At 38.6% G+C, this 25,964-nt stretch carries 21 protein-coding genes; 7 read left to right on the top strand and 14 right to left on the bottom strand.

The features are described from left to right. Positions 1-183: 183 nt before the first annotated feature. The 7 genes from H5079_RS05270 to H5079_RS05240 all read right to left on the bottom strand — a co-directional run bounded on the left by H5079_RS05270 (position 184) and on the right by H5079_RS05240 (position 6,988). A complete protein-coding gene (locus H5079_RS05270) occupies positions 184-885 on the bottom strand; it encodes a TorF family putative porin (protein ID WP_011330041.1) in 702 nt (233 codons plus the stop codon). 10 nt (positions 886-895) lie between these two features. Continuing rightward, positions 896-2,113, bottom strand: coding sequence for a BCCT family transporter (locus tag H5079_RS05265; RefSeq protein WP_182683621.1), 1,218 nt, complete (start codon positions 2,111-2,113; stop codon positions 896-898). 155 nt (positions 2,114-2,268) lie between these two features. Next, positions 2,269-3,936 carry a choline dehydrogenase gene (gene betA, locus H5079_RS05260; RefSeq protein ID WP_182683620.1) on the bottom strand — a complete coding sequence of 556 codons (1,668 nt, stop codon included), beginning with the start codon at positions 3,934-3,936 and terminating at the stop codon, positions 2,269-2,271. Between the two features lie 12 nt (positions 3,937-3,948). Beyond that, a complete protein-coding gene (gene betB / locus H5079_RS05255; RefSeq protein WP_182683619.1) occupies positions 3,949-5,412 on the bottom strand; it encodes a betaine-aldehyde dehydrogenase in 1,464 nt (487 codons plus the stop codon). Between the two features lies 1 nt (position 5,413). Next, entirely contained in the window at positions 5,414-5,989 is a 576-nt protein-coding gene (gene betI, locus H5079_RS05250; protein WP_086995886.1) for a transcriptional regulator BetI, read from the bottom strand. A gap of 439 nt (positions 5,990-6,428) precedes the next feature. Beyond that, complete coding sequence (locus H5079_RS05245) at positions 6,429-6,731, bottom strand: hypothetical protein (protein WP_182683618.1); 303 nt, start codon at positions 6,729-6,731, stop codon at positions 6,429-6,431. Beyond that, positions 6,731-6,988, bottom strand: coding sequence for a DUF3081 domain-containing protein (locus tag H5079_RS05240; RefSeq protein WP_011330048.1), 258 nt, complete (start codon positions 6,986-6,988; stop codon positions 6,731-6,733). The genes H5079_RS05245 and H5079_RS05240 overlap by 1 nt, the downstream gene beginning before the upstream one ends. 146 nt (positions 6,989-7,134) lie before the next feature. Between H5079_RS05240 and H5079_RS05235 the strand changes: the two genes are divergently transcribed. Beyond that, entirely contained in the window at positions 7,135-8,415 is a 1,281-nt protein-coding gene (locus tag H5079_RS05235) for a flavohemoglobin expression-modulating QEGLA motif protein (protein WP_011330049.1), read from the top strand. A 443-nt stretch (positions 8,416-8,858) separates the two neighbouring features. On the opposite strand, the gene H5079_RS05230 is transcribed toward H5079_RS05235, so the two are convergent. Genes H5079_RS05230 through H5079_RS05215 form a run of 4 tightly spaced genes read right to left on the bottom strand, consistent with a single transcriptional unit; the run spans position 8,859 to position 13,474 of the window. Beyond that, positions 8,859-9,662, bottom strand: a complete 804-nt coding sequence (locus H5079_RS05230; RefSeq protein ID WP_011330050.1) for a DUF1338 domain-containing protein — start codon at positions 9,660-9,662, stop codon at positions 8,859-8,861. 49 nt (positions 9,663-9,711) lie between these two features. After that, a complete protein-coding gene (astD, locus tag H5079_RS05225; protein WP_086995861.1) occupies positions 9,712-11,178 on the bottom strand; it encodes a succinylglutamate-semialdehyde dehydrogenase in 1,467 nt (488 codons plus the stop codon). A 6-nt stretch (positions 11,179-11,184) separates the two neighbouring features. Further along, on the bottom strand, positions 11,185-12,219 hold the full coding sequence (gene astA / locus H5079_RS05220; protein WP_011330052.1) for an arginine N-succinyltransferase: 1,035 nt from the start codon (positions 12,217-12,219) through the stop codon (positions 11,185-11,187). A 49-nt stretch (positions 12,220-12,268) separates the two neighbouring features. Then, positions 12,269-13,474 carry an aspartate aminotransferase family protein gene (locus tag H5079_RS05215; protein WP_011330053.1) on the bottom strand — a complete coding sequence of 402 codons (1,206 nt, stop codon included), beginning with the start codon at positions 13,472-13,474 and terminating at the stop codon, positions 12,269-12,271. 191 nt (positions 13,475-13,665) lie between these two features. On the opposite strand from H5079_RS05215, the gene H5079_RS05210 reads away from it, so the two are divergent. The 3 genes from H5079_RS05210 (at position 13,666) to H5079_RS05200 (ending at position 15,419) form a co-directional block, all read left to right on the top strand. Further along, the gene (locus H5079_RS05210; RefSeq protein ID WP_011330054.1) at positions 13,666-14,094 is read left to right on the top strand and encodes an Lrp/AsnC family transcriptional regulator; all 429 of its coding nucleotides are present in this window, start codon (positions 13,666-13,668) and stop codon (positions 14,092-14,094) included. Positions 14,095-14,377: 283 nt separating this feature from the next. Continuing rightward, a complete protein-coding gene (locus H5079_RS05205) occupies positions 14,378-14,764 on the top strand; it encodes a hypothetical protein (protein ID WP_182683617.1) in 387 nt (128 codons plus the stop codon). 226 nt (positions 14,765-14,990) lie between these two features. Continuing rightward, a complete protein-coding gene (locus H5079_RS05200; protein ID WP_011330057.1) occupies positions 14,991-15,419 on the top strand; it encodes a hypothetical protein in 429 nt (142 codons plus the stop codon). A gap of 79 nt (positions 15,420-15,498) precedes the next feature. Here H5079_RS05200 and H5079_RS05195 read toward each other — a convergent pair whose 3' ends face one another. Further along, a complete protein-coding gene (locus H5079_RS05195) occupies positions 15,499-16,419 on the bottom strand; it encodes a hypothetical protein (RefSeq protein ID WP_041454933.1) in 921 nt (306 codons plus the stop codon). A gap of 224 nt (positions 16,420-16,643) precedes the next feature. Between H5079_RS05195 and H5079_RS05190 the strand changes: the two genes are divergently transcribed. The 3 genes from H5079_RS05190 (at position 16,644) to rluF (ending at position 20,033) form a co-directional block, all read left to right on the top strand. Continuing rightward, entirely contained in the window at positions 16,644-17,858 is a 1,215-nt protein-coding gene (locus H5079_RS05190) for an EAL and HDOD domain-containing protein (protein WP_182683616.1), read from the top strand. Positions 17,859-17,869: 11 nt separating this feature from the next. After that, a complete protein-coding gene (locus tag H5079_RS05185) occupies positions 17,870-18,964 on the top strand; it encodes a DUF418 domain-containing protein (protein WP_182683615.1) in 1,095 nt (364 codons plus the stop codon). 85 nt (positions 18,965-19,049) lie between these two features. Continuing rightward, positions 19,050-20,033, top strand: a complete 984-nt coding sequence (gene rluF, locus H5079_RS05180) for a 23S rRNA pseudouridine(2604) synthase RluF (RefSeq protein ID WP_182683614.1) — start codon at positions 19,050-19,052, stop codon at positions 20,031-20,033. A gap of 71 nt (positions 20,034-20,104) precedes the next feature. On the opposite strand, the gene H5079_RS05175 is transcribed toward rluF, so the two are convergent. Beyond that, positions 20,105-22,639, bottom strand: coding sequence for a bifunctional diguanylate cyclase/phosphodiesterase (locus H5079_RS05175; protein ID WP_182683613.1), 2,535 nt, complete (start codon positions 22,637-22,639; stop codon positions 20,105-20,107). 242 nt (positions 22,640-22,881) lie between these two features. After that, the gene (locus tag H5079_RS05170) at positions 22,882-25,962 is read right to left on the bottom strand and encodes an efflux RND transporter permease subunit (RefSeq protein ID WP_182683612.1); all 3,081 of its coding nucleotides are present in this window, start codon (positions 25,960-25,962) and stop codon (positions 22,882-22,884) included. Positions 25,963-25,964: the final 2 nt, after the last annotated feature.

Genomic DNA, 25,964 nt, shown 5'->3' with positions numbered 1-25,964 from the left:
GCCATGTTTTCACTGAAAATCTCTGGCTAGAGAAAATAAAGTTAAATATAACTATGATTCAATACGTTAGTAAGTCTCTTAACCAGAGTTCAAGTTAATTGCATATTTTACAGCCGCACATAAAAATGCCACTTAACTTAAGTGGCATTTTTTTGCTAATAAATAGCATTCATTTAATTAAGATTATAAATTAAACGTACGTGATACGGCCAATACTAGACGCTCATCTGCGTAGTCGTAATCTAAGCTGGTGTTCTCGGCGGCAACTTCAATATTAAAGCCTTCATAGCTAGTTTGGTATGCTAAGCGGTAATGGTTGTAAGATTTTTTTTCATTACTATCCCACGCGTATTTTTTACCGTCTAATGAGTTTGAAATATCAAAACTTGCACGTAGTGCATGGTTAGGCGCAAGTTCATAAGTATGGGCGATCATTGAAATAACATGACTTGCACCGCTGCCAAAGTAGTCCCAGCTATACCAAAAGTTAAGCTCTGTTTGGCCATAATCACTCGCATAGCCAAATTTTGTATAGGCTTCGCCATAATTACCATCACTGTTATTGCCTTGGTAAGTGTAATAAGCAATACCGTAATCAGCACTAAAGTGTTCATCAAGCTGAATGTATCTACCTACATAAGCATCAAGTTCAAAATCAGTATCATCACCAAAATCTACATTAGAGGCCCAAATACCTGCATACACACCGTTATCAAATGCGTAATCTAGGCTTGCTTGAATTGCAGGGTCGTTATCTGTTTGCGTTACACCATTGAAAGTATAGTCAGAAGCTGCAGTAATGGTTGTTGACCAATTAGCCGCTGCAGTTGTAGATAAAAGTGTAAAAGGTAAAGCGATAAAAAGTTGTTTTAGTTTATTATTCATAGTGTTGTTCCTAGCTCATATTTTCAATTTTGGTGTAATCAATTTTGTTTGCTTTTGGTGAGCCTATAATGTCGTTCACCGTTTTTAATTTGTTGTAGCCAATATAAGCAATACAAATAAAGAACAAGGCAATAACTAATGCGCCAACCCATTGAATTTGCAAAAACTCTAACTTAAATAGTAATGTTAACAACGACAAAGCAACAATATTCATGGTTAAGTATTTAAATTTACCTAAGCGTTTAACCGTCAAGTTTAAGTTATCTGTGTATAACCGGATAAGCGAATCAAGAGAGTTAATTACAAAAATAATACCAACAAATACCATGGCAAAGTTTTTAATACCTTCGGTAGGAATACCAGCTTCGTGGTAGTGATAAAGCACACTAAACCAGATAGCAATTGGAATTGATGGGAAAATCAACATTGCAGCCAATACCTGGTAAGTTCTTAATCCACCGACAAAACGTGCAGTAAATTGACCTATCATAATGCTCCATGCAAACCACCAAAATAAATAAAACTCATGGTAGTCATTTAGCGGTAAAACAAATTCATTAATATTGGCAAAATAAGTACCAATAGCGCCTAAGTTATTCGAAAAGGCAGACAATTCACTGTCACCAAATACAAATGCACCCGCCCACATAAAGGCAATAAGTGCTAAAAACATCCAAGTAGTAGAAATACTTAAAATACGTACATACTTAATGTCGGTACTCGAATAGGCAGCAAACGCTATTGCAGCCAGCACAATTAAATAAAACACCGGAATAACACTTGAGCCATCACCGAAGTCGGGTAAGTACCAAGGTAAGTTAGTCAGTAGTAAGTAAGCAGTAAATGCACAGGTGCCAATGATGACAACGTTATTAATAAACTTAACCCAAGGAATTTCGAAAAATTTAACTTTAGGTTCTATTACACAGAAATAAAAGCACGTAAGAAAGTAAAATCCCCAGATTAAAAACCCCCAATAGCCAAACTCAATAGCTAGCGGATTTGCAAATGCGTACTCTGGGCTTGCTTTTATGTCTGCATAACCGGCAAATTCGGTTAACGGAAACATAATAAGGCCAACATCTAGGCCTGAGGTAAATAATATGGCTATAAAGGTAAATGTTCTAACAGGCGTTACGCCAACAACACGTACATTGCCCCATTTAAATAAAATAGCGATTACAGCTAATAAGGTGAAAATAATCCCAGCACTAAGCCAAATAGTCATTATCGCCCTCCCAAAATAAATAAAAGTAATTCATAAATACTCCGTTTATTGTTTTTTCTCGCGTTAACACAACATAACCAATTTATATCGTGAGCCACGGCGAGTCTCACAAAGGCTTAACTACCTAAGTAGTAAACCTTTGCTAGTGGCTTAATTTATATCTTGCTATTACGTTGTGTTGTTTGCCAGTCAGCGCTCATTGCTACTGGTGCATTGAGCTTCGCTAATGGCTTATTACCTAAAATAATATCAGCGGCTTTTTCGGCCACCATAATGGTAGGGCCGTTTAAGTTACCGTTTGGTATGGTTGGAAATATAGATGAGTCAACTACACGTAAACCTGCGATCCCATGTACTTGGGTGTCTGAATTAACGACTGCCAGTTCATCTTCACCCATTTTGCAAGAGCAAGAAGGGTGATAAGCGCTTTCAACCGTTTGACGGACAAAGGCATCTATTTCTGCATCGGTTTGAATATGCTTACCTGGCTGAATTTCTTCATCGCGATAATCATCAAAGGCACTTTGCTCAATAATTTCACGAGTTAGGCGTACACAGGCTCTAAAGCCTTCAATGTCATCTTGATGTTGTAGGTAATTAAACACAATTTTAGGTGGTTGCTCAGGATCAGCCGATGCAATAGTAACGCTGCCGCGGCTTTTTGGCTTGTTATGACCTACATGTACTTGAAAACCATGGCCGTCAAAGGCACTGCGTCCGTCGTAGCGCATTGCGGCAGGTAAAAAGTGGTATTGCAAATCTGGCCATTCAACTCCAGGCTTAGAGCGAATAAAAGCACATGATTCAAAGTGATTTGTAGCGCCCAGTCCCTTGCGGGTTAATAACCAACGTGCACCAATTAAACCTTTTGAAATTAACCCTAATTTACCGTTTAAGGTAATAGGTTGTTTGCACTTATATTGAAAGTAAAACTCAAGATGATCTTGTAAGTTTTGCCCTACACCGGGTAAATGGTGTTTTACCTCAATGCCTGCTTTTTTAAGCACTTCGCTATCGCCAATACCCGATAGCTGTAAAATATGTGGCGAGCCAATAGAGCCGGCGCTTAATATCACTTCTTTTGCAGCAACAGCGGTTTTAACTTCGGCATTTACTTTGTATTCAATACCAGTGGCTTTTTTGCCCTCTAAAACAACGCGCTGGGCAAGTGCACCGGTAACAATAGTTAAATTATTACGCGATTTAACTGGATCTAAATATTCACGCGCGGCTGAGCTACGTACACCGTCTTTTACCGTCATGTGCATTGGCCCAAAGCCTTCTTGCTGCGAGGCATTGTAGTCGTTAGTGTGTGCGTAACCCGCTTCAATGCCCGCTTTAATAAAGGTGCTGTACAAAGGGTTTTTCATTTCGTTACCGTTATTAACGCCCAGCGGGCCTTTACCGCCACGGTACTTATTTTCACCTAAGTAAAAGCTTTCTGCTTTTTGAAAATACGGTAAACACGACTGATAATCCCAGCCGTTTGCTCCATTGTGTTGCCATTCGTCAAAGTCTTTTGCATGGCCGCGTACATACACCATGCCATTAATAGATGACGAACCACCGAGTACTTTACCGCGCGGACAATGCATTTCGCGGTTGTCTAAATGCGGCTCAGGTTGGGTATGAAACTGCCACGCGTACTTATCGCTATTCATTGGAATAGAAAGCGCGGTAGGCATTTTTATAAAAATGCTTTTATCACTGCCACCCGTTTCTAGTAGTAATACACGGGTGTTTTTATCGGCTGATAAGCGATTTGCTAACACGCAACCTGCAGAGCCTGCGCCCACAATAATATAGTCATACGAATTACTCATAATCAGTATCCTTTAAAATGGGCTTTCTATGTCGGCCATACCAACATAAACAGATTTAGTTTGGGTATAAGTATCGAGGGTTTCTATGCCGTTTTCGCGGCCAATGCCCGATTGCTTGTAACCACCAACTGGCATTTCTGCAGGTGAGTTACCATAAGCGTTAATCCAACAAATACCCGCTTGTAGTTGATGAATAACACGGTGTGCACGTTTAATGTCGCTAGTAAATACACCCGCAGCTAGACCAAGGTGAGTACCGTTTGCACGTTTAATCACATCGTCTTCGTCATCAAATACCAACACGCTCATTACTGGGCCAAATATTTCCTCTTTAACTATGCTCATGTCATCGTTGCAATCAATAAACACAGTAGGGGCAACAAAATAGCCGTTAGGTGCAGATGCAGGTGAAAGTGTTGTACCACCTGTTAGTAGCGTTGCGCCCTCTGCAAAACCTTTATTAACGTAGCTCATTACTAAGTCTTGATGCTTTTTAGAAATTAGCGCGCCAAAGTTAGTATTTAAATCTTGAGGATCGCCGGCAATAATATTTTGTTCAGTACGGGTTTTAAGCTCATCAATAAATTGTTGATATACATTTTTATGAACATAAATACGGGTACAATTAGTACATACTTCGCCTTGAGTATAAAAGTTGCCTAACATTGCAGCACTTACTGCTTGTTCAATATTGGCATCATCAAATACAATTAATGGCGACTTACCACCAAGCTCCATGGTGACATCTTTTAAAGATCCCGCAGCGCTCGCAACTACCTTTTTACCTGTACCTACTTCGCCAGTAAACGACACTTTATCTATATCAGTATGCTGTGTTAGCCATTGGCCTACATCGCCTGCGCCTTGTACGACATTAAATACACCTGCGGGTACGCCAGCTTCTACAAAAATTTCAGCTAGCTTAATTGCGCCAAGTGGTGTTTCTTCCGATGGTTTAAAAATAAACGCATTACCAGCGGCAAGAGCAGGGCCCGATTTCCAACAGGCAATTTGTAGCGGGTAGTTCCACGCACCAATACCAGCGCAAATACCTAAAGGCTCTTTACGGGTATAGTAAAAGTCGCTGCCAACCATTTGTTGTTGGCCAACTTGTGCCGGTGCTAAACCAGCAAAGAATTCAATAACATCAGCGCCTGTTTCAATATCTACACAGTTTGCTTCTTGCATTGGTTTGCCGGTATCAAGTACCTCTACCAGCGCTAGCTCATCATTGCGCTCGCGTAAAATTGCTACGGCCTTGAGTAAAATGCGACTGCGCTCAATAGGCGACATGGCCGACCACTGAGCAAAACCTTGCTTTGCACTTGCAATGGCAGCGTTTTGAATAAACTCGTCAGCAATTTCTACTGCATAAATAACTTCACCCGTAGCAGGGTTAGTTACATCAAATGTTTTGCCGCTTTTATTTGCAAGGAAATGGCCGTTAATAAAATTTTGATAGACAGGTGTTGTCACGCTAGGCTCCATATTGCTTGATGAGTGAATGCACATAACTTTTTGCTAGCTTTTCACTGTGATTAAACTGATGTTCGTTTGATTTACTAAGTACTGCTCGTAACCATAGGCCGTCGATCATGGCGGCGCTAAGTTCGGCAGCTTGTTTTGCTTGCTCAGTGGGCATTAATTGCTTAAATGAAAATGCTAAATTACTTTGCAAGCGTTTGCTGTTTACATTTTGTAGCCGGTGTAATTCGGCATCGTGCATTGATTGTGCCCAAAAGCTCAACCAAGTTCGTGTAGTATCTGAGCGCTGTTGCACAAGTGCAAAGTTGGCTTCAATAATAAACATTAAGCGCTGCGTCGCGTTGGTATTTGCTTCAAGTTTGCAAACAAGCTCCTGTTTTAAACTCGTAAGTAAATACCTCACCGTTGCTTCAATTAATCCCTGTTTACCACCAAAGTAATGACTAATTATGCCAGAGGATAATCCCGCATTTTTACTAATACTGTTAATAGTGGTTGCCTGTAAACCGCGCTGTGCAACCGACTCAATTGTTGCGTCAATTAGCTGCTGACGTCTTATAGGTTCCATTCCAACTTTAGGCATATTTATTATTAATTGACCGTTCAATAAACATAAGTTTAAGGTAATAGTTCTAACAATTCAAGGCGCAGGTAAATGATCGGATGCCTAAATGTAGATGAAATATTAACAAAAAAGGTAGTCTAGTATACGTAAATAATAAACATTGAATTTGTTTTATGTTATTTAAAAACAAGAGTTTATGTATTATTTTGTAGTGCAATAGGGGAGGGTTATTTTGGCTAAGAAATAAAATGTAAATAATTTCAAATAATATGCTTAGTACGGTAATCATTAGAGCACTAACGGTATGTGTTGCTGTTTATATAGCCAAAATTGCAATGGATATAATTATAACAACAGGCTGGTTTTATAAAGTTAATTGTAAATATAGCAAAACAAGAAGGGCTAATATAGGTACAAAGCAGGCGTATTGTTACAGCTTAATTTAAGGCGCTAATATACCTTTGAACAAAAGAGGATAACGCCTAAGACGATTTCCAATGTAGTCATCGGCCATAATTTGTGCGCAAATTTCATCCACGTTATTACATGCTGCAAACACCCAGTCAAATCGCTCAATAGCGAGGAGAAAGCCTTTTTTTAAATGGGTTTGGGTACGGTAGTAAGCTAGGTTGTGGCGAATAATTTCGAGCTTGTGCGGGTTAGCTTCAAGCTCAATAATTACTTGCGTAATAAAGGAAGTATTGAGCTTGCTAGTGGCGCGTTTTTTAAGCCTGGGTGTCAGCATTAGGTTTCATTGGCAATATTGTGTAATTTTTTTAAAAAGTCATCTTTGTGTTTTTCATGTTCGTAATCAAGATGATACGTATTATGAAACCCAAAACGCAGTTCTACGCCGCTGCCTTGTAAATAAATGGTATAACCGTCTGCGTCTGAATACGCGGTAACACCTTGATAATGCTTACCATCATCCTGCATTTCGCCGCGTTGTATTATGCGTTCATACACAGCTAAAATTTGCTTGTTGTCGATTTCATTTTTCATTAATTAATCCTTAACTTTGCAAGTATATACGTTTTAGATATGTGGCCCGATCATCTTAAAAACAATGGTTAAAAAATGATGATATTACTTTGTAATTTGGTTATTTTAAATTATGCTCAGGATTCATTATTTGTTGAGCTTACACCATGATAGACAAGGCGTTACTACTTAAAACTCGTGAATTATCAGATCAATTAGTTGCCCTGCAAACACCTATAAGAATACTGGATGCGATTAATTGGGATAAACAAATTAAAGAAGAATTTTTTAGACAAAAATGTCAAAAAAATCCAGTTATCGATCGTGCTTATTATCAGCAGCGCGATTTAGGATTTGTGCCCAGCGAACTACGCCAAGCGTTTTCTACTTTGCAGCGTAACATTATTAACCAGTTAGGACAGCTAAACCCAATAGCTCAATATATGGGAAAAATGTGCAGCGAGTATAAAACCGTATTAAGCATGCTGGAATATCGAGGAACCCCTGAATTTCATGACCTATCAGTAGAGCTATTTGGGCACCCTAAAGATTTGTTTCATGCTGGTGAGCCTTCACTTACTGAGCTGGCAAACATGTTAGAGCGGCCGCTTAAAAACTTATTAATTGCCGATATACTGCCCGACGATCCTAAGAATATAGCAGCAAGCGATGCTGTGCGTATTTTATCTGAGCAAGTTAATGCCAGTATGGTAGGGATCAACGTAGAGGTAATGCTAAGCGATGGCATAGTGAGCGATGCAGCAGCTGGGGCTAATAACATTAAGCTAAATAAAGATGTGAAGTTTTCGCAGCGTGAACTCGATATTCTAGAAGTGCACGAAGGCTGGATACATGTAGGCACGACGCAAAATGGCCTAGCGCAACCTTACTTAACCTGTTTAAGTAAAGGCACGCCAAGCTCAACAGTGACCCAAGAGGGCCTTGCGGTATTAACCGAAATTATTACCTTAAAATCAACACCACGGCGCTTATCTAAATTAGTTAACCGTATTCAAGCGGTGACCAAGGTAATTGATGGTGCTGAATTTGTTGATATTTACCGCGATTATGTAGCGCAAGGGTTATCGCAAGATGAAAGCTATACTTTAGCTCAGCGTGTATTTAGGGGCAGTACACCCACAGGTTTGCCGTTTACTAAAGACATTGCCTACATTAAAGGCTTTGTTTTGGTGTACAACTTAATTCGGGTTGCCATACAACTGGGCAGAATCGATCAACTGCCTTTATTGCTGGTGGGAAAAATATCGATTGATGACTTTAGGCTGATTACGCAACTGCATAGTTTAGGAGTAATCGAATCGCCTAAGTTTGTACCGCCACACTTTAAAGACTTACGCGGTTTAGCAACTTGGCTCAGCTTTGGGCGCTTTATTGGAGACTTGTCGTTTGAACAATTAGAAAACGATTATAAGCCGCTGTTTTTATAATAACTACTGGGAGCTTGTCTCCCTTAAAGCAAAAAAACGCAGTTGGAATGAGCAACTGCGTTTAAGTATATAGTTACAAGCCAACGTAACTATAGTTGAGGAAAGTTTGCTAGTAATTAGCCAGGTAAAACTTGGCTGTATAGTTGCTGATTTGCCTTGCTACAAACTAGGTTTGTAATCTACTCAGATTGATTATAATCAAGAAGCAGCGAAATAATAAAACGTGTTTTTAATGTGTGCAATAGTTAATTTTAAATAGCTTGGAATTAATTTAAGTTAATATAAAACAGTAGTTTGGGTTATTAATTTATATCATCTAATGGATAAGTAAAATTAATCGAAAGCGCCATTACGTTAGTAAACCTCTTTACCAGAGCTCCGGTTAAATAAGCATAAAAAAAGCCCTTTACGGGCTTTTTAAAGAGTGACTAAATGCAGGCTAGTTAGCGCGCATTGGTACTTTCAAAAATTTTATCGGCAGAGGCTGCTACAAACCCGGTGTAAAGCTCGCCATCGGCTTTAGGGTAGCGAATAGCAAACTCATAAAAACAGCTAGGAATGCTCATTTCACCATCGCTAAAGCTTACTGAGTACTCATCAGCAAGGGTCGACGATTGCTCAAGTAATACCTCTGGCGAGCCTTTTACTTCGCCGCCTGAGCTATTAAGTGTAAAGCCTGCATCTTTTAGCGCTTGGTTAACATCTTCAATGTTATCAAATTTATCAAGGGTATTAATATTTACCGTAAAGTGATTAGCTCGGTAACCCCATGCCGACATCCACGCTGCGTATTCGCTCTCGGCAAGAAGTTGCTTATAAGTGTCTGTACTTACTTGCCAGTGCGTGCCTGAGTATAAAAAGTTATCGGCAGTCACTGCGTCCTCGTCAATTTGACTCACCATATCATTTACAATTGTTTGTAACTCAGCAGAGCATTTATCTACCAACAACTCAGAAATAAATACTTTTGGCAGTGTTAAATCACTGTGCTCGTAGTGCTTTGCGTATAGTTTTTTAGCTTCAAAGTGATACTCACCACATTCTTTATAACCCAAAGCTAAAAAGTGTGCTGCCAGCTTTTCTAAGCCCACTTTTTCAATGTTAAAGGTACGCAGAGCAATATGATCGTTAATAATGTCATCTTTTTGCGTTGAACCTAATAGATCATGAATTTTGTCTGCCGATGGCGTTACGTTTAAGTAGTTTTGCCATAGGTTATCAAATAATGTATTTACATCAGTATGCATTTTAAATCCTTAAATTTTGTTATATACCTTAACGCTAGTTAAGTTGTATTTATTCAATTATTAAGCCCGGCGCGAGGGTTTGCGGTAAAGTTACTTTATCTGATTCAACAGAAGCTACCGGGTAGGCGCAATAATCGGCAGCGTAATAGGCGCTTGCTCTGTGATTACCACTGGCGCCAATGCCACCAAATGGTGCAGCGCTAGACGCACCGGTAATGGGGCGATTCCAGTTAACAATGCCAGCACGAATACGCTTTAAAAAGTGGTTATAATCGTTTTCACTATCGGCGAGTAAGCCGGCAGATAAACCAAAGCTGGTGTTATTTGCTTCATTAATGGCGCTGTCAAAATCGCTGTAGCGATATATTTTAATTAATGGCCCAAAATGCTCTTCATCTGGCATATCATTAACATTAGTCACATCGATAATACCTGGGCTGACAAAACCAGTACCTGGTTTTAATTGCTTAAGTTCGACTAAAATCTCAGCGCCTTTAGCGACAAGTTCATTTTGCGCAGCCACCATACCTAATGCTGCTTTTTCGCTGATCATAGCACCCATAAATGGCTGCTCTGTTGCAAAGCTGTCATCAACTACAATATTTTTAGTGGCGCTAATAAGCTTAGCTAGAATGGCATCGCCATTACTCGAGTTTTCAATAAATACACGGCGTGCACAGGTACAGCGTTGGCCAGAAGTAATAAAGCCCGACTGAATAATGTCGTGTACTGCGGCGCTAACATCGTTTACGTCTTTAATTATCAGCGGGTTATTGCCGCCCATTTCAAGCGCTAAAATTTTACCCGGGTGGCCAGCAAACTGTTTATGTAATAAATGACCTGTATTAGAACTACCGGTAAAAAATAAGCCATCTATATCTTGGTGAGCGGCCAATGCCTTACCTGTTTCAATTTCGCCTTGTACTAGGTTAATTACACCAGCAGGTAAGCCCGCCTTTAACCACAGCGATAAAGTAAATTGTGCTACATGAGGAGTAAGCTCTGAGGGTTTAAATACCACAGTGTTACCCGCTAAAATAGCGGGCACAATATGCCCGTTAGGCAAGTGCCCAGGGAAGTTATAAGGGCCAAAAATAGCCACTACACCGTGCGGCTTATGCCTAATAAATGCTTTAGCACCTGGCATTGGGTTTTCTGTGGTACCGGTACGCTCATTATATGCTTTTACCGAAATGGCAACTTTACCTGTCATCGCGCCTACTTCAGTACGGGTTTCCCATAAAGGCTTCCCGGTTTCTTGGGCAATAATAACGGCAAACTCTTCGCTGTGTTCTTTTAGTTGTGCAGCAAAGTTCTCTAGTATGGTAATGCGCTGCTCAAGCGGGGTATCAGCCCACTGTAACTGCGCTGCTCTTGCGGCTTTTATTGCGCTATTTACTTGCTCAGCACTGGCGCCATTACCTTGCCAAATTGTTTCGCCATTGCTTGGATTAATTGAGGCAAACGCGGGGCCTTGGCCTGCTTGCCATTGGTTATTTATAAGTTGTGTATTCATATATATTTACAGACGAAAGAATCGTGCTGCATCTCCTTGGCTTAACTTAAGTGCATCAGCCACTGCTTGGCTAATGATTAACGTATGCTTTGCATGATTATAATGCGCGTGTTTAGTAAATGTAGCTCTAAAGTCACTCACACCATGATTACAAATAGCGAGCGTGTCGGAACTGTTTTGTGTTATATGTTCAAGTTCACCTATGGTAATAGGGCACACTTGAGACTCGCGAATACTGCGAATATTACCTAGCTTGGCTTCTACAGTGGGGCCGGCATCAAATAAGTCAACATAGCCGCGATGTTCAAAACCTTCTTTTTCGAGAAGTTTAAGCGCGGGTTTGGTTTTTTCATGAACATGGCCGATCACGGCTTGGGCTTTTTTACTCAGTAAATTTACGTAAATAGGGTACTTAGGCATGAGCTCGCTAATAAATACCTTGTCGCCTAAACCGACTAAATGATCTGCTTGTGGAAACTCAATACTAAAAAAGTGCTCTTGCAGCCATTGCCAAAATGGCGAATGGCCGTGCTCGTCGCTTACACCGCGCATTTCGGCAATGACGGTATCGGCAAAGCGTTCACTGTGCTGCGCCATAAACAAAAAGCGCGAGCGCGATAAAAAGCGCCCAGTTAAGCCAGTACGGCTGTCTTCACGTAAAAACAAAGTGCATATTTCAGAGCAACCCGTGTAGTCGTTACACATGCTCAAAATATCAACAGTGTTGTATACATTTAATGTAGGCGAGTGATGCACTGTTTTACCTAAGTGATAATGATATAGCGGCACAGTTAAGCCTACAGCGGCTTCTATTGCGGTTGTGCCAATCACTTTACCTGTTTCACTGTCTTCTAAAACAAATAAATAGCTCTCGTCCAATGGTTTATTAATGTTTTTAGCAAAGCTTTTTTCAGCGCGGTCAATTTTTTCTTTTAGCTGGGTGTCATCTACGGGCAAAGAGGTAAACCCATGCCCAGACTCTATTGCTATTTGCTTAAGCGCATCAAAGTCGTTGGCTGTAATAGGACGTAATACTTGCATTAATTACTTGCTCCAATAGCACGCCCAAAGGCGTGCTGGTTTACTATTATTAACCGTTAACTACATCGCTTACGGCTTTATCAAAGCGCTCTAGGCCTTCTTTAATATCTTCTAACGGAATAACTAAAGACGGAGTAAAACGAATAACATCCGCACCGGCTACTAAGTTCATTAAACCATTGTTAGCACTGGCTATTAAAAAGTCGCGTGCACGCCCAGCAAACTTGTCGTTTAGTGCAGCACCAATTAATAAACCTTTACCGCGAATTTCACTAAATACATTATATTTTTCGTTAATCGCATTTAGGCCATCACGAAACAGCTGTTCGCGCTCTTTTACGCCGCTAAGTACTTTTGGGGTATTTACTGTATCAAAAGCGGCTTCGGCTACGGCGCAGGCTAATGGATTTCCACCGTATGTAGAGCCATGTGTGCCAACTTTTAAATGCGCTGCTATTGCCGTGGTGGTGATCATGGCACCGATAGGAAAGCCTCCACCTAACGCTTTTGCTGTAGTTAAAATATCAGGTACTACGTTTAAGCCCTGATACGCGTATAAATCGCCAGTACGGCCAACACCCGTTTGCACTTCATCAAAAATAAGCAGCGCGTTGTGCTTAGTACATAGCTCGCGTACTTTGTGTGCAAAATCGTCAGTGGGTGAAATAATACCGCCTTCACCTTGTAGTGGCTCCATCATTACCGCACAGGTTTTATCGCTAATAAGGGCTTCAAATGCGCTAATGTCGTTAAAATCGCAATGCACAATATCGGCAGGCTTAGGGCCAAAACCATCTGAATAAGCTGCTTGACCACCAACCGTTACGGTAAAAAAGGTACGACCGTGGAAGCCTTTATTAAAAGCAATAATTTGCGTTTTTTCAGCACCGTGTACGTCTAGGGCAAAACGACGCGCTAATTTTAGCGCTGCTTCGTTAGCTTCGGCACCTGAGTTGGCAAAGTACACTTTTTCAGCAAATGTAGCATCAACCATTTTTTTAGCTAAACGCAAAGCAGGCTCATTAGTCATTACGTTTGATAAATGCCAAATTTTTTCACCTTGCTCTTTTAGTGCATTAACTAAAGCCGGATGACAATGTCCTAAACAGTTAACCGCAATACCACCGGCAAAATCAATAAACTCGTTATTATCTTGATCCCATACACGCGAACCTACGCCGCGTACCGGAATAACTGCTGAAGGATTGTAATTTGGCACCATTACATCGTTAAATAAGTCTCTAGTTACTTGCATTTTTACACCTAAATTATGTGGCTACTTAAAAAAGTGTTGCTAAAACAAAGAAGAACTTAGCCTGTATTCTTCAGTAAACACTGTGTTTTTTGTTATAAGTGTCATTATCGAAGGTTGTGAATGAAATTTGCAGTGCTATTTTGTGAAAAATGATTAGAATAAAAGTCAAATTAACGAAGGGTTTGTGCATTATGATAACTCCACAAGACGAAAAGCTATTATCTATTTTAAAAACCAATGCCAGAGCGAGTATTTCAGATTTAGCTAGGCACCTTAATTTATCACGCTCAACTGTACAAAGCCGCATGTTAAAGCTAGAGGAAAGTGGCGTAATTAAAGGTTATAGCGTTGATTACGGCGATGACTTTTTAAATAGTATGGTAGCCGCTCATGTGTCTATTAAAGTAAGGCAAAAACTGACGACAAAAACCAATTTAGAGCTAAAGCAAATTAATGCTATATCGCAGCTTTATGCTATTAGTGGCGAGTTTGACTTAATTGCAGTTGTGCAAGCACAAAACTTAGAACAACTTAGCCACTTACTCGATGATATTGGCAACTTAGATGGTGTAGAACGCACTACTTCATCTGTTATTTTAGAAACCAAATTTAAACGCTAGGTTTGTTGTATAAAAATGTAAACAGGTAGCGATTACGCATTGATATAGCGAGCAATTTATAATAAAGTTATTGCATAGAGTACAAGCTCTAATGTCATGAAAGTGGATACTATTAGCTTGTACTTTGTAAACAAGGACTGTTTAAATAAACTTAGGAAAGTTGAATTTTACTCTCCCTTTTTAATTCAATTAATAGCAATCAATTTACAGTACATTGGGTAGTTTATTTCATTAGCCGCACTGCCAAGGAATCAGCAATCTGCTGACATAATAAGGACAAATTGTGAAAGTTATTATAACCATCATTGTTTTATTAATAATAACGAGTGGCTATTACCTTAGTGTTCATGCCGCCATTTTTAATGCGAACAAAACTATTGAAGTTAAAGAGTATAGCGATTTATTTTATAAACTAGGCTCAGATTCGGCCCCAGACTCAGTGAGCATAGATGAAATTATTGCTGGAGCTTCACAATTTGCACTTTCAATGTGCGATGATGCAGTTTATCAGCAGGTTTTAGGGAAAACGGTTGACTCTTGCAAACTCAAGTTTCATCAATCAAAAGCAAAATGCGCACAGTTTTTAACGGCGCATAACGCAGCATTTTACGATAAAAAAACACCGGTTAGCTTAGTCGCAGAAAAGTTTATTGACTGCGTAAGTTCGTAATATTTTAATTACTTATCTTTTGCTCGGGTAAATGCGTTAAACTTGTCACTAATAATTTAGTGGCTTTCTCGTCATTTAAATAGCTCTCTTAATCAATGGTATTGGTATTAACCTTGATAAAGTGCACTTCATTGCAGCTTATATTTCTTAATTTGCTAAAATAAGTTTATTAAAGAGAGAATGATTAATTTACCCACTATTTAGTGGTAGCAAAAGGTAATTAGCAATGATGAACACCAAAGTATATAAAGCAGTACACGACTTAGCTGAAGAGCTAATGGCGGCTGCAAATAAAAACGATACAAAAAAATTCGAGTCACTTTACGCGCAGCTTAAAGCAATTTGTATTGAAAACGAAAACACCAGCAAAGATCACCCTGTACAATGGGAAACGCTGGCTGATTTTACCGAAGAGTTAGAAGAAGCAATTGAAGGCTACGAAAAAGCCTTAAAAAAATCGATAGCCATTAACTCTAAAGATCATATGTCGTCGGTTGCATTCTCTATGGCAACTTTGCAGCTAGAATTAGGCCAAAAAGAGGCTGCAATTAAAAACCTTCAAGATGCTAAAATCAGCGCTAATAAAATTTCGGATAAAGAGCTTAAAGCAGAAATACACGACCTACTAGAGTCGCTAGTAGAAGAAGAAGGCTAGAGCCTTTTTTATTGATATTTATTTTGCTGAGCTACCTAAGCTCAGCACTTTAAAGTAATACATTAAGCACCATTAGTTATTATGGTTTTAAAGGTGCTTTTCTAATGATTTGCTTTTTGGCTTCGTCGAGTTTTATAACATAGGCATTACCGCCGATACCTTTAAACTCTTCATCGGTAAATACTATGGTGTTGTCGTCGTAAAAAGTAACCGCTTCTTTTTGGGTAACAATGCCTAGGTCTATTCGCGATACATCACCAGAGAAAAACTTATCCCCTTTAAAATTCTCAAATAACCAAAGGCTAGTTGAGTCTAATAACACTAGTTTTTTCCGATCAGGGCTCAGTGCAGCCGAGGTTATCCAGCAGAGCTTTTCCATGGTGGTGCAGGTTTTAAATGAGTCGATTAGTTCTGCGTTAAAATTAGCCGCATGATCACCCACTTTATATACATTTGTAATGCCATCAAAGGGTTCAGTACGATTTTTGGTAAATAAATATAAGTGCCTACCTAATGCTACAAACGCCTCTAAGTCATAATTGCGGTTATCTGGAGCAACCGGTGTACCGTCTAACTCGGGGTAGGTAAACTTAATTATTTCAGCTTCGGTGGTATCGGTTTTAATATCAATGGGGTTTTCTATTTTATAAATAGTAAGCCAGCGGCGCTCATTGGTGTTATTACCAAAATCACCTAAAAAAAAGTGCCCAAATTTATTTTGGGTCATATCTTCCCAATCTATATTTTTAGCGTTAGTCACTAATATTTCTTTAGCAATTGAGCCATCATCATTGAGTCGGTAAAGTTTAGGCTCGTCGCCGCTATCGTTAATAGCCCATAAGCGTTTATGCTTATCATACTCAATACCAGATACTTCTTTGAGCCTAGGGTCAACAGAAATCATTTTTTTGCTATACAAGGTATAAATAGCAGAGCCTATATATGTGGCACTAAAAATAAACAGAGCAGCAATAGAAAGTAGAATGCTTTTTTTCAACATCAAATTAATATATTTCAGAATGTTAATTAATATATCGTTATTATCGCTGATGGTAGAAGAGAACTAAAGACTTATCTTGTAGCGTTTATTAACGGTTGCTTAAAATTGCATGTATTTTAAACTAAACGGTTTAAATAACATGATTTTGTCGAAGAAAAGTGACAATTATTGCTGATTACGTTATTAATAGCTAAGTACTATATAAAAACTAAGAAGTAGGTAATGTGTCTGTATTTGTTGCAAGGCAAGCAATATTAAATCGTCGCCAGAATGTGGTTGCTTATGAGCTATTATTTCGTGATAGTGATAAAAACTATTTTCCAGAAATATCTGATGGCCAAGCAACGGCAAGGTTGATCATGGAAAATCAGCTTAACTTAGGAACCCGCCATATAACGTCAGGTAAAAAAGCGCTGATTAATATAGGACCAGAGTCGTTAAAACTCGATTTATGTGCATTTTTACCCTGTAAAGATGTGGTGATTGAGTTACTCGAAACCATAGAGCCCACAGACGATAATTATGAGTTATGCCGTGATTTATTTCATAGTAATTATAAATTAGCGTTAGATGATTTTGTGTACACCCCACAGTGGGAGCGTTTTTTAAAGCTGGTAAATCTGATTAAGTTTGATATACGCCAAACCCCATTACCTGAAATTGCCCAGGTTGTTAAAAAACTAAAAAAACATAAAAGAATAAAAATACTTGCCGAAAAAATAGAAACGCCTGAGGAGTTTGAACTTGCCTACAAAATGGGCTTTGATTACTTTCAAGGTTATTATTTTGCAAAGCCAACTATGCTTAAACAAAACGATATTGACTATAATTACGCGCTAGTAATTGCAATTTATGCAGAAGTTATGAAACCCAATCCAGATATAAGCGTAATTTCTGGTTTATTTGAGCTTGATGCTGCGCTGGCATACAAACTATTACGCTTAATTAATAGTGGTGTGTTTCCTATTAAAAGCCAAATATCTTCCCTTAAACAAGCATTAGTATACTTAGGTCAGGAACGGTTAAAAAAGTTTGTAAGTTTGATCGTTACTGCTTATACAGTTAAGTCTAAGCCTGCCGAATTAATGAAAATGTGCGTAGTCCGTGCTCGCTTTTGTGAGCTAATTGCCGCGCAAATAAGTAAACAGCAAAAAGGTGAAGCCTTTTTAACCGGGCTGTTTTCGTTACTCGATGCCATATTAGATCAACCTATGAGTTTATTAGTTAATAAACTACCATTTCCAGATGACATTAAAGCAGCGTTACAGGGTGAAAAAAACACCTTACATTATATTCTTGAAACCGTAAAAGCATATGAATCAGGAAGCTGGTGGGCATTAGAGCAGGCCGTTTTATTAATAAATATAGATAGTAAATTACTACCTAACATTTATAAACAAGCGGTAGACTGGGCCGATAGCTATAAAAATATCACGTAATGGAATAGATAATGCGTAATTATAATTTAGACTTCATTCGTGGTATTGCCGTACTTGGCTTGGTGTTTATGAATATATACACCTTTGGAGTATTCGAACTCGGTTATACGCCCCTAACAACCCCACCAAGCAGCGATAGCCTGATTCAAACATTAAACCTAATATTTATAGAGGGGCGTTTTAGGAGCATATTTAGCATACTGTTTGGGGCGGCTTTATACATACAATGGCAACGCTATAACTTGGTTTTACCACTTAAAAGCCGCCTATATTGGTTACTAGTTTTTGGTTTATTACATGGTTTTTTACTTTGGGCCGGCGATATTTTGTTTTTGTATGGGGTGTCGGGGTTGCTTGCTATAAGGTACTTAAGCAGTACCAATGAGCAACTTTTAAAGCACGCCTATGGGTTTATTCTACTCTCGGGTTTGGCAACCGCTTTAGTTATGTATAGCGTACCAGAGACATTAATATACCGTGATTCGCCAGAGTTTAATGCTTTGTATAGCCAATACTTTCAATCATATGGCGATCACTTGTTATCTAACATAACTATGAACGCCTTAATGGTGTTTATGGTGCCTATACTTACCATGTGGGTAACGACAGCGCTAATGTTATTAGGTATATATCTGTATAAGCAACAGGTGTTTGCTAGTGGCTTATCGGCAAAGCAACTCATTTTAGTAATTAGTAGTGCGCTACTATTTACCAGTTTACGGCTAACTACAGAGCAATATAGCAGTGGTGTATTTTATGCGCTGCAAGAATTAATTAACAGTGTGGCAGCATTATGTATGGCGGTTATTTATATTCACATTGCAGTTAAGTTGTGTAGTAACAATGCCAACACAGGAAAATTAATTCAACAAGTAGGGCGTTTAGCATTTAGTTTATATATAAGCCAAACGTTAATGCAACTTGTGTTGTTTAAAGTGTTTTTTAAGCAGTGGGCGCTCAGTTTTAATCGTATTGACTATTGTTTAGTTGCTACCTTACTAATCGTTATTCAGCTTATTATTACCGCCATTTATAGCCGCTATTTTCAACAAGGCCCTTTAGAATACATATGGCGAAAATTAACCTACGCAAAAATCACTGCTTAAACGGCTACAAAGGTTAAATTAAGGGCGAAAAATTATTGTGGGTGGTTTAAACTAGCAGCCTTTAAAATTAAGGTGAATTGCTTCCATGACAGACTTAAAACGATTAAATAAATTTATTAGCGATACTGGCTTTTGTTCGCGACGCGAGGCTGATAAATATATTGAAGACGGTCGTGTTACTGTTAATGGTATTCGCCCGGAAATGGGCGTAAAAGTTTCATCTACTGATGTTGTATTGGTAGATGGCAAAACACTTAAAGCAATCCCTAAACGCGTTTATATTGCCTATAACAAACCCGTTGGTATTACCTGTACTACAGAGCGAAAAATTCAAAGTAATATTGTTAAAGCAGTTAATTACCCCGATAGGATCTTTCCAATAGGGCGCTTAGATCGCCCATCTGAAGGGCTAATATTTTTAACTAACGAAGGCGACATTGTTAATAAAATTTTGCGCGCTGGCAATAATCACGAAAAAGAATATGTAGTTACTGTAGATAAACCATTAAACCGTCAGTTTGTAGCTAAAATGGGTAATGGTGTGCCCATACTCGATACCATCACTAAGAAATGTAAAGTAATCCAAACCGGTGCGCAGCAGTTTACTATTATTTTAACCCAAGGGTTAAATCGTCAAATACGTAGAATGTGTGAATATTTAGGTTACGAAGTGGTCACACTCAAACGCGTACGTATTATGAATGTGACGCTTAAAGGTTTAAAAGTAGGGCAATGGCGTCACTTAACTGAACAAGAAATGGCGATTATAAACAACTCTATTTCTGACTCAGGAAAAACCCAAGAGCATTCAGTATACGATGAAGCAAACGCTTTACAGCAACAAAGCCCGCAAGCTGTAGCTAAGCCGCAAAAAACAAGTGATAAAAAACGTGATTTTCAGGGCGAAAACCCTAAACGTTTTAATCAAGGTGAGCGCACTGAAGAACGTAAAAAAGAGCGTAGTAAAACGCCTTATCAAAAGCGCTCAACCACTTATGTTGGTAAACCTAAAAGTATAAAAGCAAATAAATCATCCGACTCAAAAGGAATATTGAGCCTTAAAAAATAAAGCGATATAACATTAGGTACAGTACAACAACTTAATTAACCTGCGATTTTAATAATTTATTATCAAAATCGCTATTTGTTGCTATGTATATATTCTATAAGTTTATCCAGAGGCATAGGTTTACAGTAATAAAAGCCTTGTATTCTAATGTTATTGAACTTAGATAAATAACCAATCAGCTCAGGACTTTCTACACCTTCTACTACCACTGTTTTATTTAACTGCGTGCAAATATTAATAATGCCTTCTAGCAATGCTCTTTTTTGCCCAGCTAATTCGGCGCCAATGGTAAATTCACGATCTATTTTTATTATATTTGCCGGCTGACGCGATAAATAAGACAAGCTTGAGTAACCCGTCCCAAAGTCATCAATTGCTACATTAAAACCTTTATTCATCAGTGCCTTAAGCACTTTTTCAATAGCGCCTTTTTCTGACATAATCATTTCGGTCACTTCGATGGTGAGCAACTTAGGCTGTATGTTTTTTTCAGACGTTAACTTATACAGCTTTTCGGTAAAGTTTCGCTGTTGTATTTGTTGCGGTGAAAAGTTAACCGCAACACAAATATTTTGTAATTCAGCTATGGTACTCATATCGTTTAGCACTTGAGTGAGGACTTGTTCGCCCACTTGTAATATTTGCCCTGTTTGTTCAGCAATAGGAATAAAAACAGCTGGAGAAATATAACTGCCATTATTTTTCCAGCGAACTAAAGCTTCTACAGCAACAATACATTGAGTAGTTAAGTTATAAATGGGTTGATAATAAACCTCTAACTCCTCTTTTTTAATCGCTTTTTGTAGCTCACTTCTAATTGTAACCATAAAATTATGGCTCTCATCCATAAGCTTATGGTAAAAACAAAATTGATTGCCGCCTAAAGCTTTAGCGTTATCCATTGCTATATCAGCTTGTTGTAGTAGTAATGCAGGGCTAATGACCTCCCCATCAGACATGGCTATGCCAACACTCACAGTAAGGTGGATATCAACTTCACCTAAGTTATATATATCGGCTAGCGATTTTATTACGAGTGTAATTTCATCCGATAGCTGCTGCTTAGATATATTACAGTAATGCAATACAAACTCATCATTGCCAAAACGCGCTATGGAATCCGCTGCAACTGCATTTTTTTTAAGCCTTTTAGCGACTAATTGCAAAGCCATGTCACCTAATTTATGGCCCAAACTATTGTTTACCGCGCTAAAGCCATCTAAATTAAAAAACACCATCGCGCAATTTACATCCACACAGTTAACCTGCTTAGCCTCTATTTCTGCATTTAATGCATCACGGCGTAGCAGGCCGGTTAACTCGTCGTATTTAGCCATTTTATGTAACACAATAGACTGTTGTCTGAGCAAAAAAGTAGAGTCAATGGCTAAGATCAAAATATAAATAAACGCAAAAGTAAGCCATATTATCATTTGCTCAATTTGTGCCGCTTCTTTAAGCTTTGAATAGTCTTTAATAAAGCTATAAACGTTGTGCTTAATTACCTCTCTTACAACAATTTCGTTAACTATATAGTGCTTACTATAACGGCTTAATAAGCTATTTAAGTCTTGAACATTTTTTTGGTTTTTGTCGATTGCGAAATAAATTTTAGGTGTTAACTCAATAAAAGTATCAAACGAGCTGAGATAATCTATGTATCTGTTTTCAATTAACAAGTTTAAATTTAACAGGGCCAGCACTTGGTATTTTTTGCCATTGCTTGCCGTTATTGGAATTGAGAACATTATAATGGGCGTATCTGTATCTAAGGTTGCAGAGTTAGCCGCAAATCTCACTTTATTTTCAGCTGCTTTTAACCAGTTAGTAATAGGGCTGGTTGCAATTAATCCGTCATTAGTAAATTGCTTAGAGTATGTTGTACCGTTTATATAATTCAAATCTTCATCGAGAAGAAGCATACTGCTAATAATTTCAAAGTCTTGGGTATAAATTTTTAAGTCTATATTAGCCATTTTTATAAAGTCGTCGGCATTCACTGCTTCTAAACGTGTTTTTATGCGAGTAAGTGATGTGATATGACTTTCGAGGTTTTTATTGAGTATAGTTTCAACAAACTTAATTTTATTTTGTGCATCTACTGCTGCGTTAGTTACTGTTTGAACCGCGGTAACATGCCAAAGTGTTATGCCAATAAAAATAGCAAAAAATGTAATTACTTTAGCGGTTATAGAGCCTTTAACGGTAGTAATTGGGTTTTTAATTTTTGTAATTAAAGCTAAAAAAAACACAAATACCATTACAGCACTAAAAGATGAGATAAAAGGGTTATGGCTGTCCCAAAACCAGCTACTGCTATCGTGTCGCCACAAACTTAGCTCAAAGTTAATAAACAACATAGCGCCGGTAATGAGTAATATAGGTATGAGATATTTAATTTTTTTTGTAGGTAAAACCTTAGGTAAAAAAGCCAATAAAATAGCTAAGGCTAACGCAGTCAAAGAAAGTTGCAGAGAAATAACCGGCATTAAGCTTTGCGTAACAACAACACTTTCTAAAGCCCCCAAAAATGCAACAACAAGGAAAAATTGGATAAAACCTAAATACAATATACTTGCTGCTGATTGAGTTAGGGATAGTCTCATTATTTTCTCATGTCCTTAAAATGATTAACCTTAAAGTTACATTAGCATTATTAAAACAAAATACCAGATATTTAAAATGTTTGTATGTATATAAAATATAAGAAAAACGATGTTTTTTGAGCGGCATAATCACAATGGTACTTTATTACTAAGAGTAGGCAGTTATAAGGCAGGTATAAAGTGGTATATAAAATAAACGCAGCTTTAGCTGCGTTTATTAATTTACTAAAAGCTTATTTGCTTTATTTAATTCGAGTTTTAAGTGGCTGATATTCAATTTTATATATAATGGTATAAAGCACAGGCACTACAATTAAAGTTAATATGGTAGCAAAACCTAAGCCAAACATAATGGTAACCGCCATTGATTGAAAAAACACATCAAATAATAGTGGGATCATCCCCAATATAGTGGTTATTGCTGCCATAGCAACAGGGCGTACACGGCTTACTCCTGAATCAAATACCGCCTGGTATGGCGCTTTACCTTCAGATAACTCAAGATTTATTTGATCCACTAATACTATGCCATTTTTTATTAACATACCGCTTAAGCTTAGTAATCCTAATAATGCCATAAAGCTAAACGGCGCATTCATGACCAATAGCCCAGCGCTTACCCCAATAATTGCCAGTGGTACAGTAGCCCAAATAACTAAAGGCTGCTTAACAGAGTTAAACAGCAATACTGTAATTGCAAACATAGCTAAGTAACCAATCGGCAATGAGCCAAAGATAGCTTTTTTAGCTTTACTCGATGACTCGTATTCGCCACCCCATTGCATTTCGTAACCGCGTGGCAGCTCAATGTTTTCGATATCGGTGCGAATGCGTGCAAATAGTTTAGCCGGCGTTTCGTCACTTAGTACATCATGGTCAGCCATAACGGTAATAGTGCGCTTACGATCGCGGCGCATAATCAAGCTGTCTTCCCATTCAACTACAAACTCATCAACAACTTGAGTAACCGGTATAAACACCCCCAATACTGGGCTGAAAATTTGTAGGTCGTGTACACTTTCTACGTTTAAGCGCTCGTTAGCAGGAGAGCGCGCAATAATAGGCAGTAATTGGGTGCCATCACGATATACACCTACTTGCTTACCCGACAAGTTAGTAAGTAATACTTGATCAAGGTCTGATTTACTAATACCTAAACGACGCGCTTTTTGTTCGTTAAACTGTGGGCGGATCATTTTGGTACGTGCCCGCCAATCATCACGAATATTATGCGAACCTGTATCTTGCGCTATGATATGTTTGGCTTGAGCAGATAGTTTTCTAAGTACAACAGGATCTGGGCCAGAAAAACGCGCTTCTATTTTTGCATCAGTTGAAGGGCCTATTTCCATAGGTTTAACTTTAAGCTGTGCGGCAACCGGATTGTGCTGTGCGAAGTCTCGTACTTTTTGCATAACAGTGGCAACTGCTTCACGGTCAGCTACACGAATAATTAATTGCCCGTACGCGGGGTATGATTTTTCAGGAGCATAGGTAAGCATAAAGCGCGGAGCACCTTGGCCTACAGTACTGGTTATTTCAGTAACGAGCGGGTTTTGCTGTAAAAATGCTTCTAACTTTTTAATCCCCTCAAGCGTTGAGCGAATATCAGCGCCTTGTTCTTGCCAATAATCGACATAAAACATTGGCGTATTAGATGCCGGAAAAAATGATTGCTTTACAGCGCCAAAACCAACAACAGCACTACATAACAGTACTAACATTAAAACTAAAGTGCTTTTTCTAAAGCGCATAGCAAGGTTTAAGCTGGCTTTGTAACTGGTGAATATAAAACCTTGATATGGGTCGTCATACTGTTGCTCGCCATCAGCGTTTAATTGCGTTTCTTTAAACATTAAGTTGGCAAAAAATGGTGTGAGGGTAATGGCAGTGATCCAGCTTAATAAAAGCGAAATAAGTAATACCCAAAATAAACTACCGGCAAACTCACCGCTGGCGTCGGAGCTTAAACCAATCGGCGCAAATGCAGTAATCGCAATCACAGTTGCCCCAAGTAATGGCCACTTAGTTTGTTCAACAATATTAATAGAGGCTCTTAGCTTAGTTTGCCCACGTTTGAGGTTAATTAAAATACCTTCGGTAACAACAATGGCATTATCAACAAGCATACCAAGTGCGATTATTAGCGCACCTAACGAAATTCTTTGCAAATCTATAGCAAATAACTTCATAAAAATAAAAGTACCTAAAACGGTAAGCAGTAAAATACCGCCAATTAATAGCCCGCTTTTAACCCCCATAAACAGCAGTAACACTATAATTACAATAGCAATCGCTTCAACTAAGCTAACTATAAAACCGTTTACCGATTTTTCTACTTCGTTTGGTTGGTTATAAACAGCATTAATTTTAATCCCATGTGGCCGCTGGTACTCAAGCGACGCAAGATGCGCGTCAATGTCGTTACCTATATCAACAACATTAACGCCCGACATAAACGACACGCCAATTAACAATGCTTGTTGTTGGTTGTAACGAATAATATTGTTGGGCACTTCGGCGTACTCGCGATATACCTTAGCTACATCACCTAAATAAATTAGCTCGCTGGCACCCGATTTAGAAATAAGCAGGGTTTCTAACTCTTTTACATCTTTAAACTCGCCAGTAGGATGTAAGCGAATAGACTCACTGCCGACCCTAATTTTACCTGCGTTAGAAACCGTATTTTGCGATTGTAATAATTGATAAATATGACTAGGCGCTATACCTAATTGAGCAAGTTTTTGCGTAGAAATTTCAACCATTACTTGCGCTTGTTGCTCCCCCGCAATAGTTACTTTACTTACGCCTTTAACCAGTACTAGTTCGCGTTTAAGGTAGTCTACGTAGTCTTTAAGCTCGTCGTACGAATAGCCGTCGCCGGTTACTGAATACATTACGCCGTAAACATCAGCAAAGTCATCAATAATTTTACTAGCGTATACACCACTGGGCAAAGATGGGTTGAGGTCGTTAATTTTACGCCGCATTTCATCCCAAATTTGTCTTAACTCTTGTTTTCGGTAGTTACTTTTCATTTCTACGGTAATTTGCGACTTACCATTTGACGAAATAGAGGTAACGTAATCAACGTAAGGTAATTGCTGAATCGCATTTTCGATAGGGAAGGTAACTTCTTCCTCTACTTGCTGTGGCGACGCGCCAGGATACATGGTGATAACCATGGCTTTTTTTAACGTAAATTCAGGGTCTTCTAATTGCCCTAAGTCAAAATAAGAAACACCACCGCCAATAAGTAGCAGTAGGGTAAACATCCAACTAATAACTTTTTTCTCTATAGATAGTTGTGCAAAGCTCATAA

The sequence above is a fragment of the Pseudoalteromonas sp. SG44-5 genome (genome assembly GCF_014164175.1).
Lineage (GTDB): Bacteria > Pseudomonadota > Gammaproteobacteria > Enterobacterales > Alteromonadaceae > Pseudoalteromonas > Pseudoalteromonas nigrifaciens.
Note: the sequence above shows the minus strand (reverse complement) of the source record. Positions and strands in the feature narration are given on the sequence as shown.

Bases quoted from the DNA above. Each gene is read 5' to 3' on its own strand.
- H5079_RS05170 (WP_182683612.1), bottom strand. From the start codon at position 25,962: ATGAGCTTTGCACAACTATCTATAGAGAAAAAAGTTATTAGTTGGATG.
- H5079_RS05210 (WP_011330054.1), top strand. From the start codon at position 13,666: ATGATAACTCCACAAGACGAAAAGCTATTATCTATTTTAAAAACCAAT.
- H5079_RS05230 (WP_011330050.1), bottom strand. From the start codon at position 9,662: ATGCATACTGATGTAAATACATTATTTGATAACCTATGGCAAAACTAC.
- H5079_RS05235 (WP_011330049.1), top strand. From the start codon at position 7,135: ATGATAGACAAGGCGTTACTACTTAAAACTCGTGAATTATCAGATCAA.
- H5079_RS05240 (WP_011330048.1), bottom strand. From the start codon at position 6,988: ATGAAAAATGAAATCGACAACAAGCAAATTTTAGCTGTGTATGAACGC.
- betA (WP_182683620.1), bottom strand. From the start codon at position 3,936: ATGAGTAATTCGTATGACTATATTATTGTGGGCGCAGGCTCTGCAGGT.
- H5079_RS05185 (WP_182683615.1), top strand. From the start codon at position 17,870: ATGCGTAATTATAATTTAGACTTCATTCGTGGTATTGCCGTACTTGGC.
- astA (WP_011330052.1), bottom strand. From the start codon at position 12,219: ATGCAAGTATTACGTCCTATTACAGCCAACGACTTTGATGCGCTTAAG.
- rluF (WP_182683614.1), top strand. From the start codon at position 19,050: ATGACAGACTTAAAACGATTAAATAAATTTATTAGCGATACTGGCTTT.
- H5079_RS05245 (WP_182683618.1), bottom strand. From the start codon at position 6,731: ATGCTGACACCCAGGCTTAAAAAACGCGCCACTAGCAAGCTCAATACT.
- H5079_RS05215 (WP_011330053.1), bottom strand. From the start codon at position 13,474: ATGCAAGTAACTAGAGACTTATTTAACGATGTAATGGTGCCAAATTAC.
- H5079_RS05175 (WP_182683613.1), bottom strand. From the start codon at position 22,639: ATGAGACTATCCCTAACTCAATCAGCAGCAAGTATATTGTATTTAGGT.
- H5079_RS05195 (WP_041454933.1), bottom strand. From the start codon at position 16,419: ATGTTGAAAAAAAGCATTCTACTTTCTATTGCTGCTCTGTTTATTTTT.
- astD (WP_086995861.1), bottom strand. From the start codon at position 11,178: ATGAATACACAACTTATAAATAACCAATGGCAAGCAGGCCAAGGCCCC.
- H5079_RS05270 (WP_011330041.1), bottom strand. From the start codon at position 885: ATGAATAATAAACTAAAACAACTTTTTATCGCTTTACCTTTTACACTT.
- H5079_RS05200 (WP_011330057.1), top strand. From the start codon at position 14,991: ATGATGAACACCAAAGTATATAAAGCAGTACACGACTTAGCTGAAGAG.
- betI (WP_086995886.1), bottom strand. From the start codon at position 5,989: ATGGAACCTATAAGACGTCAGCAGCTAATTGACGCAACAATTGAGTCG.
- H5079_RS05265 (WP_182683621.1), bottom strand. From the start codon at position 2,113: ATGACTATTTGGCTTAGTGCTGGGATTATTTTCACCTTATTAGCTGTA.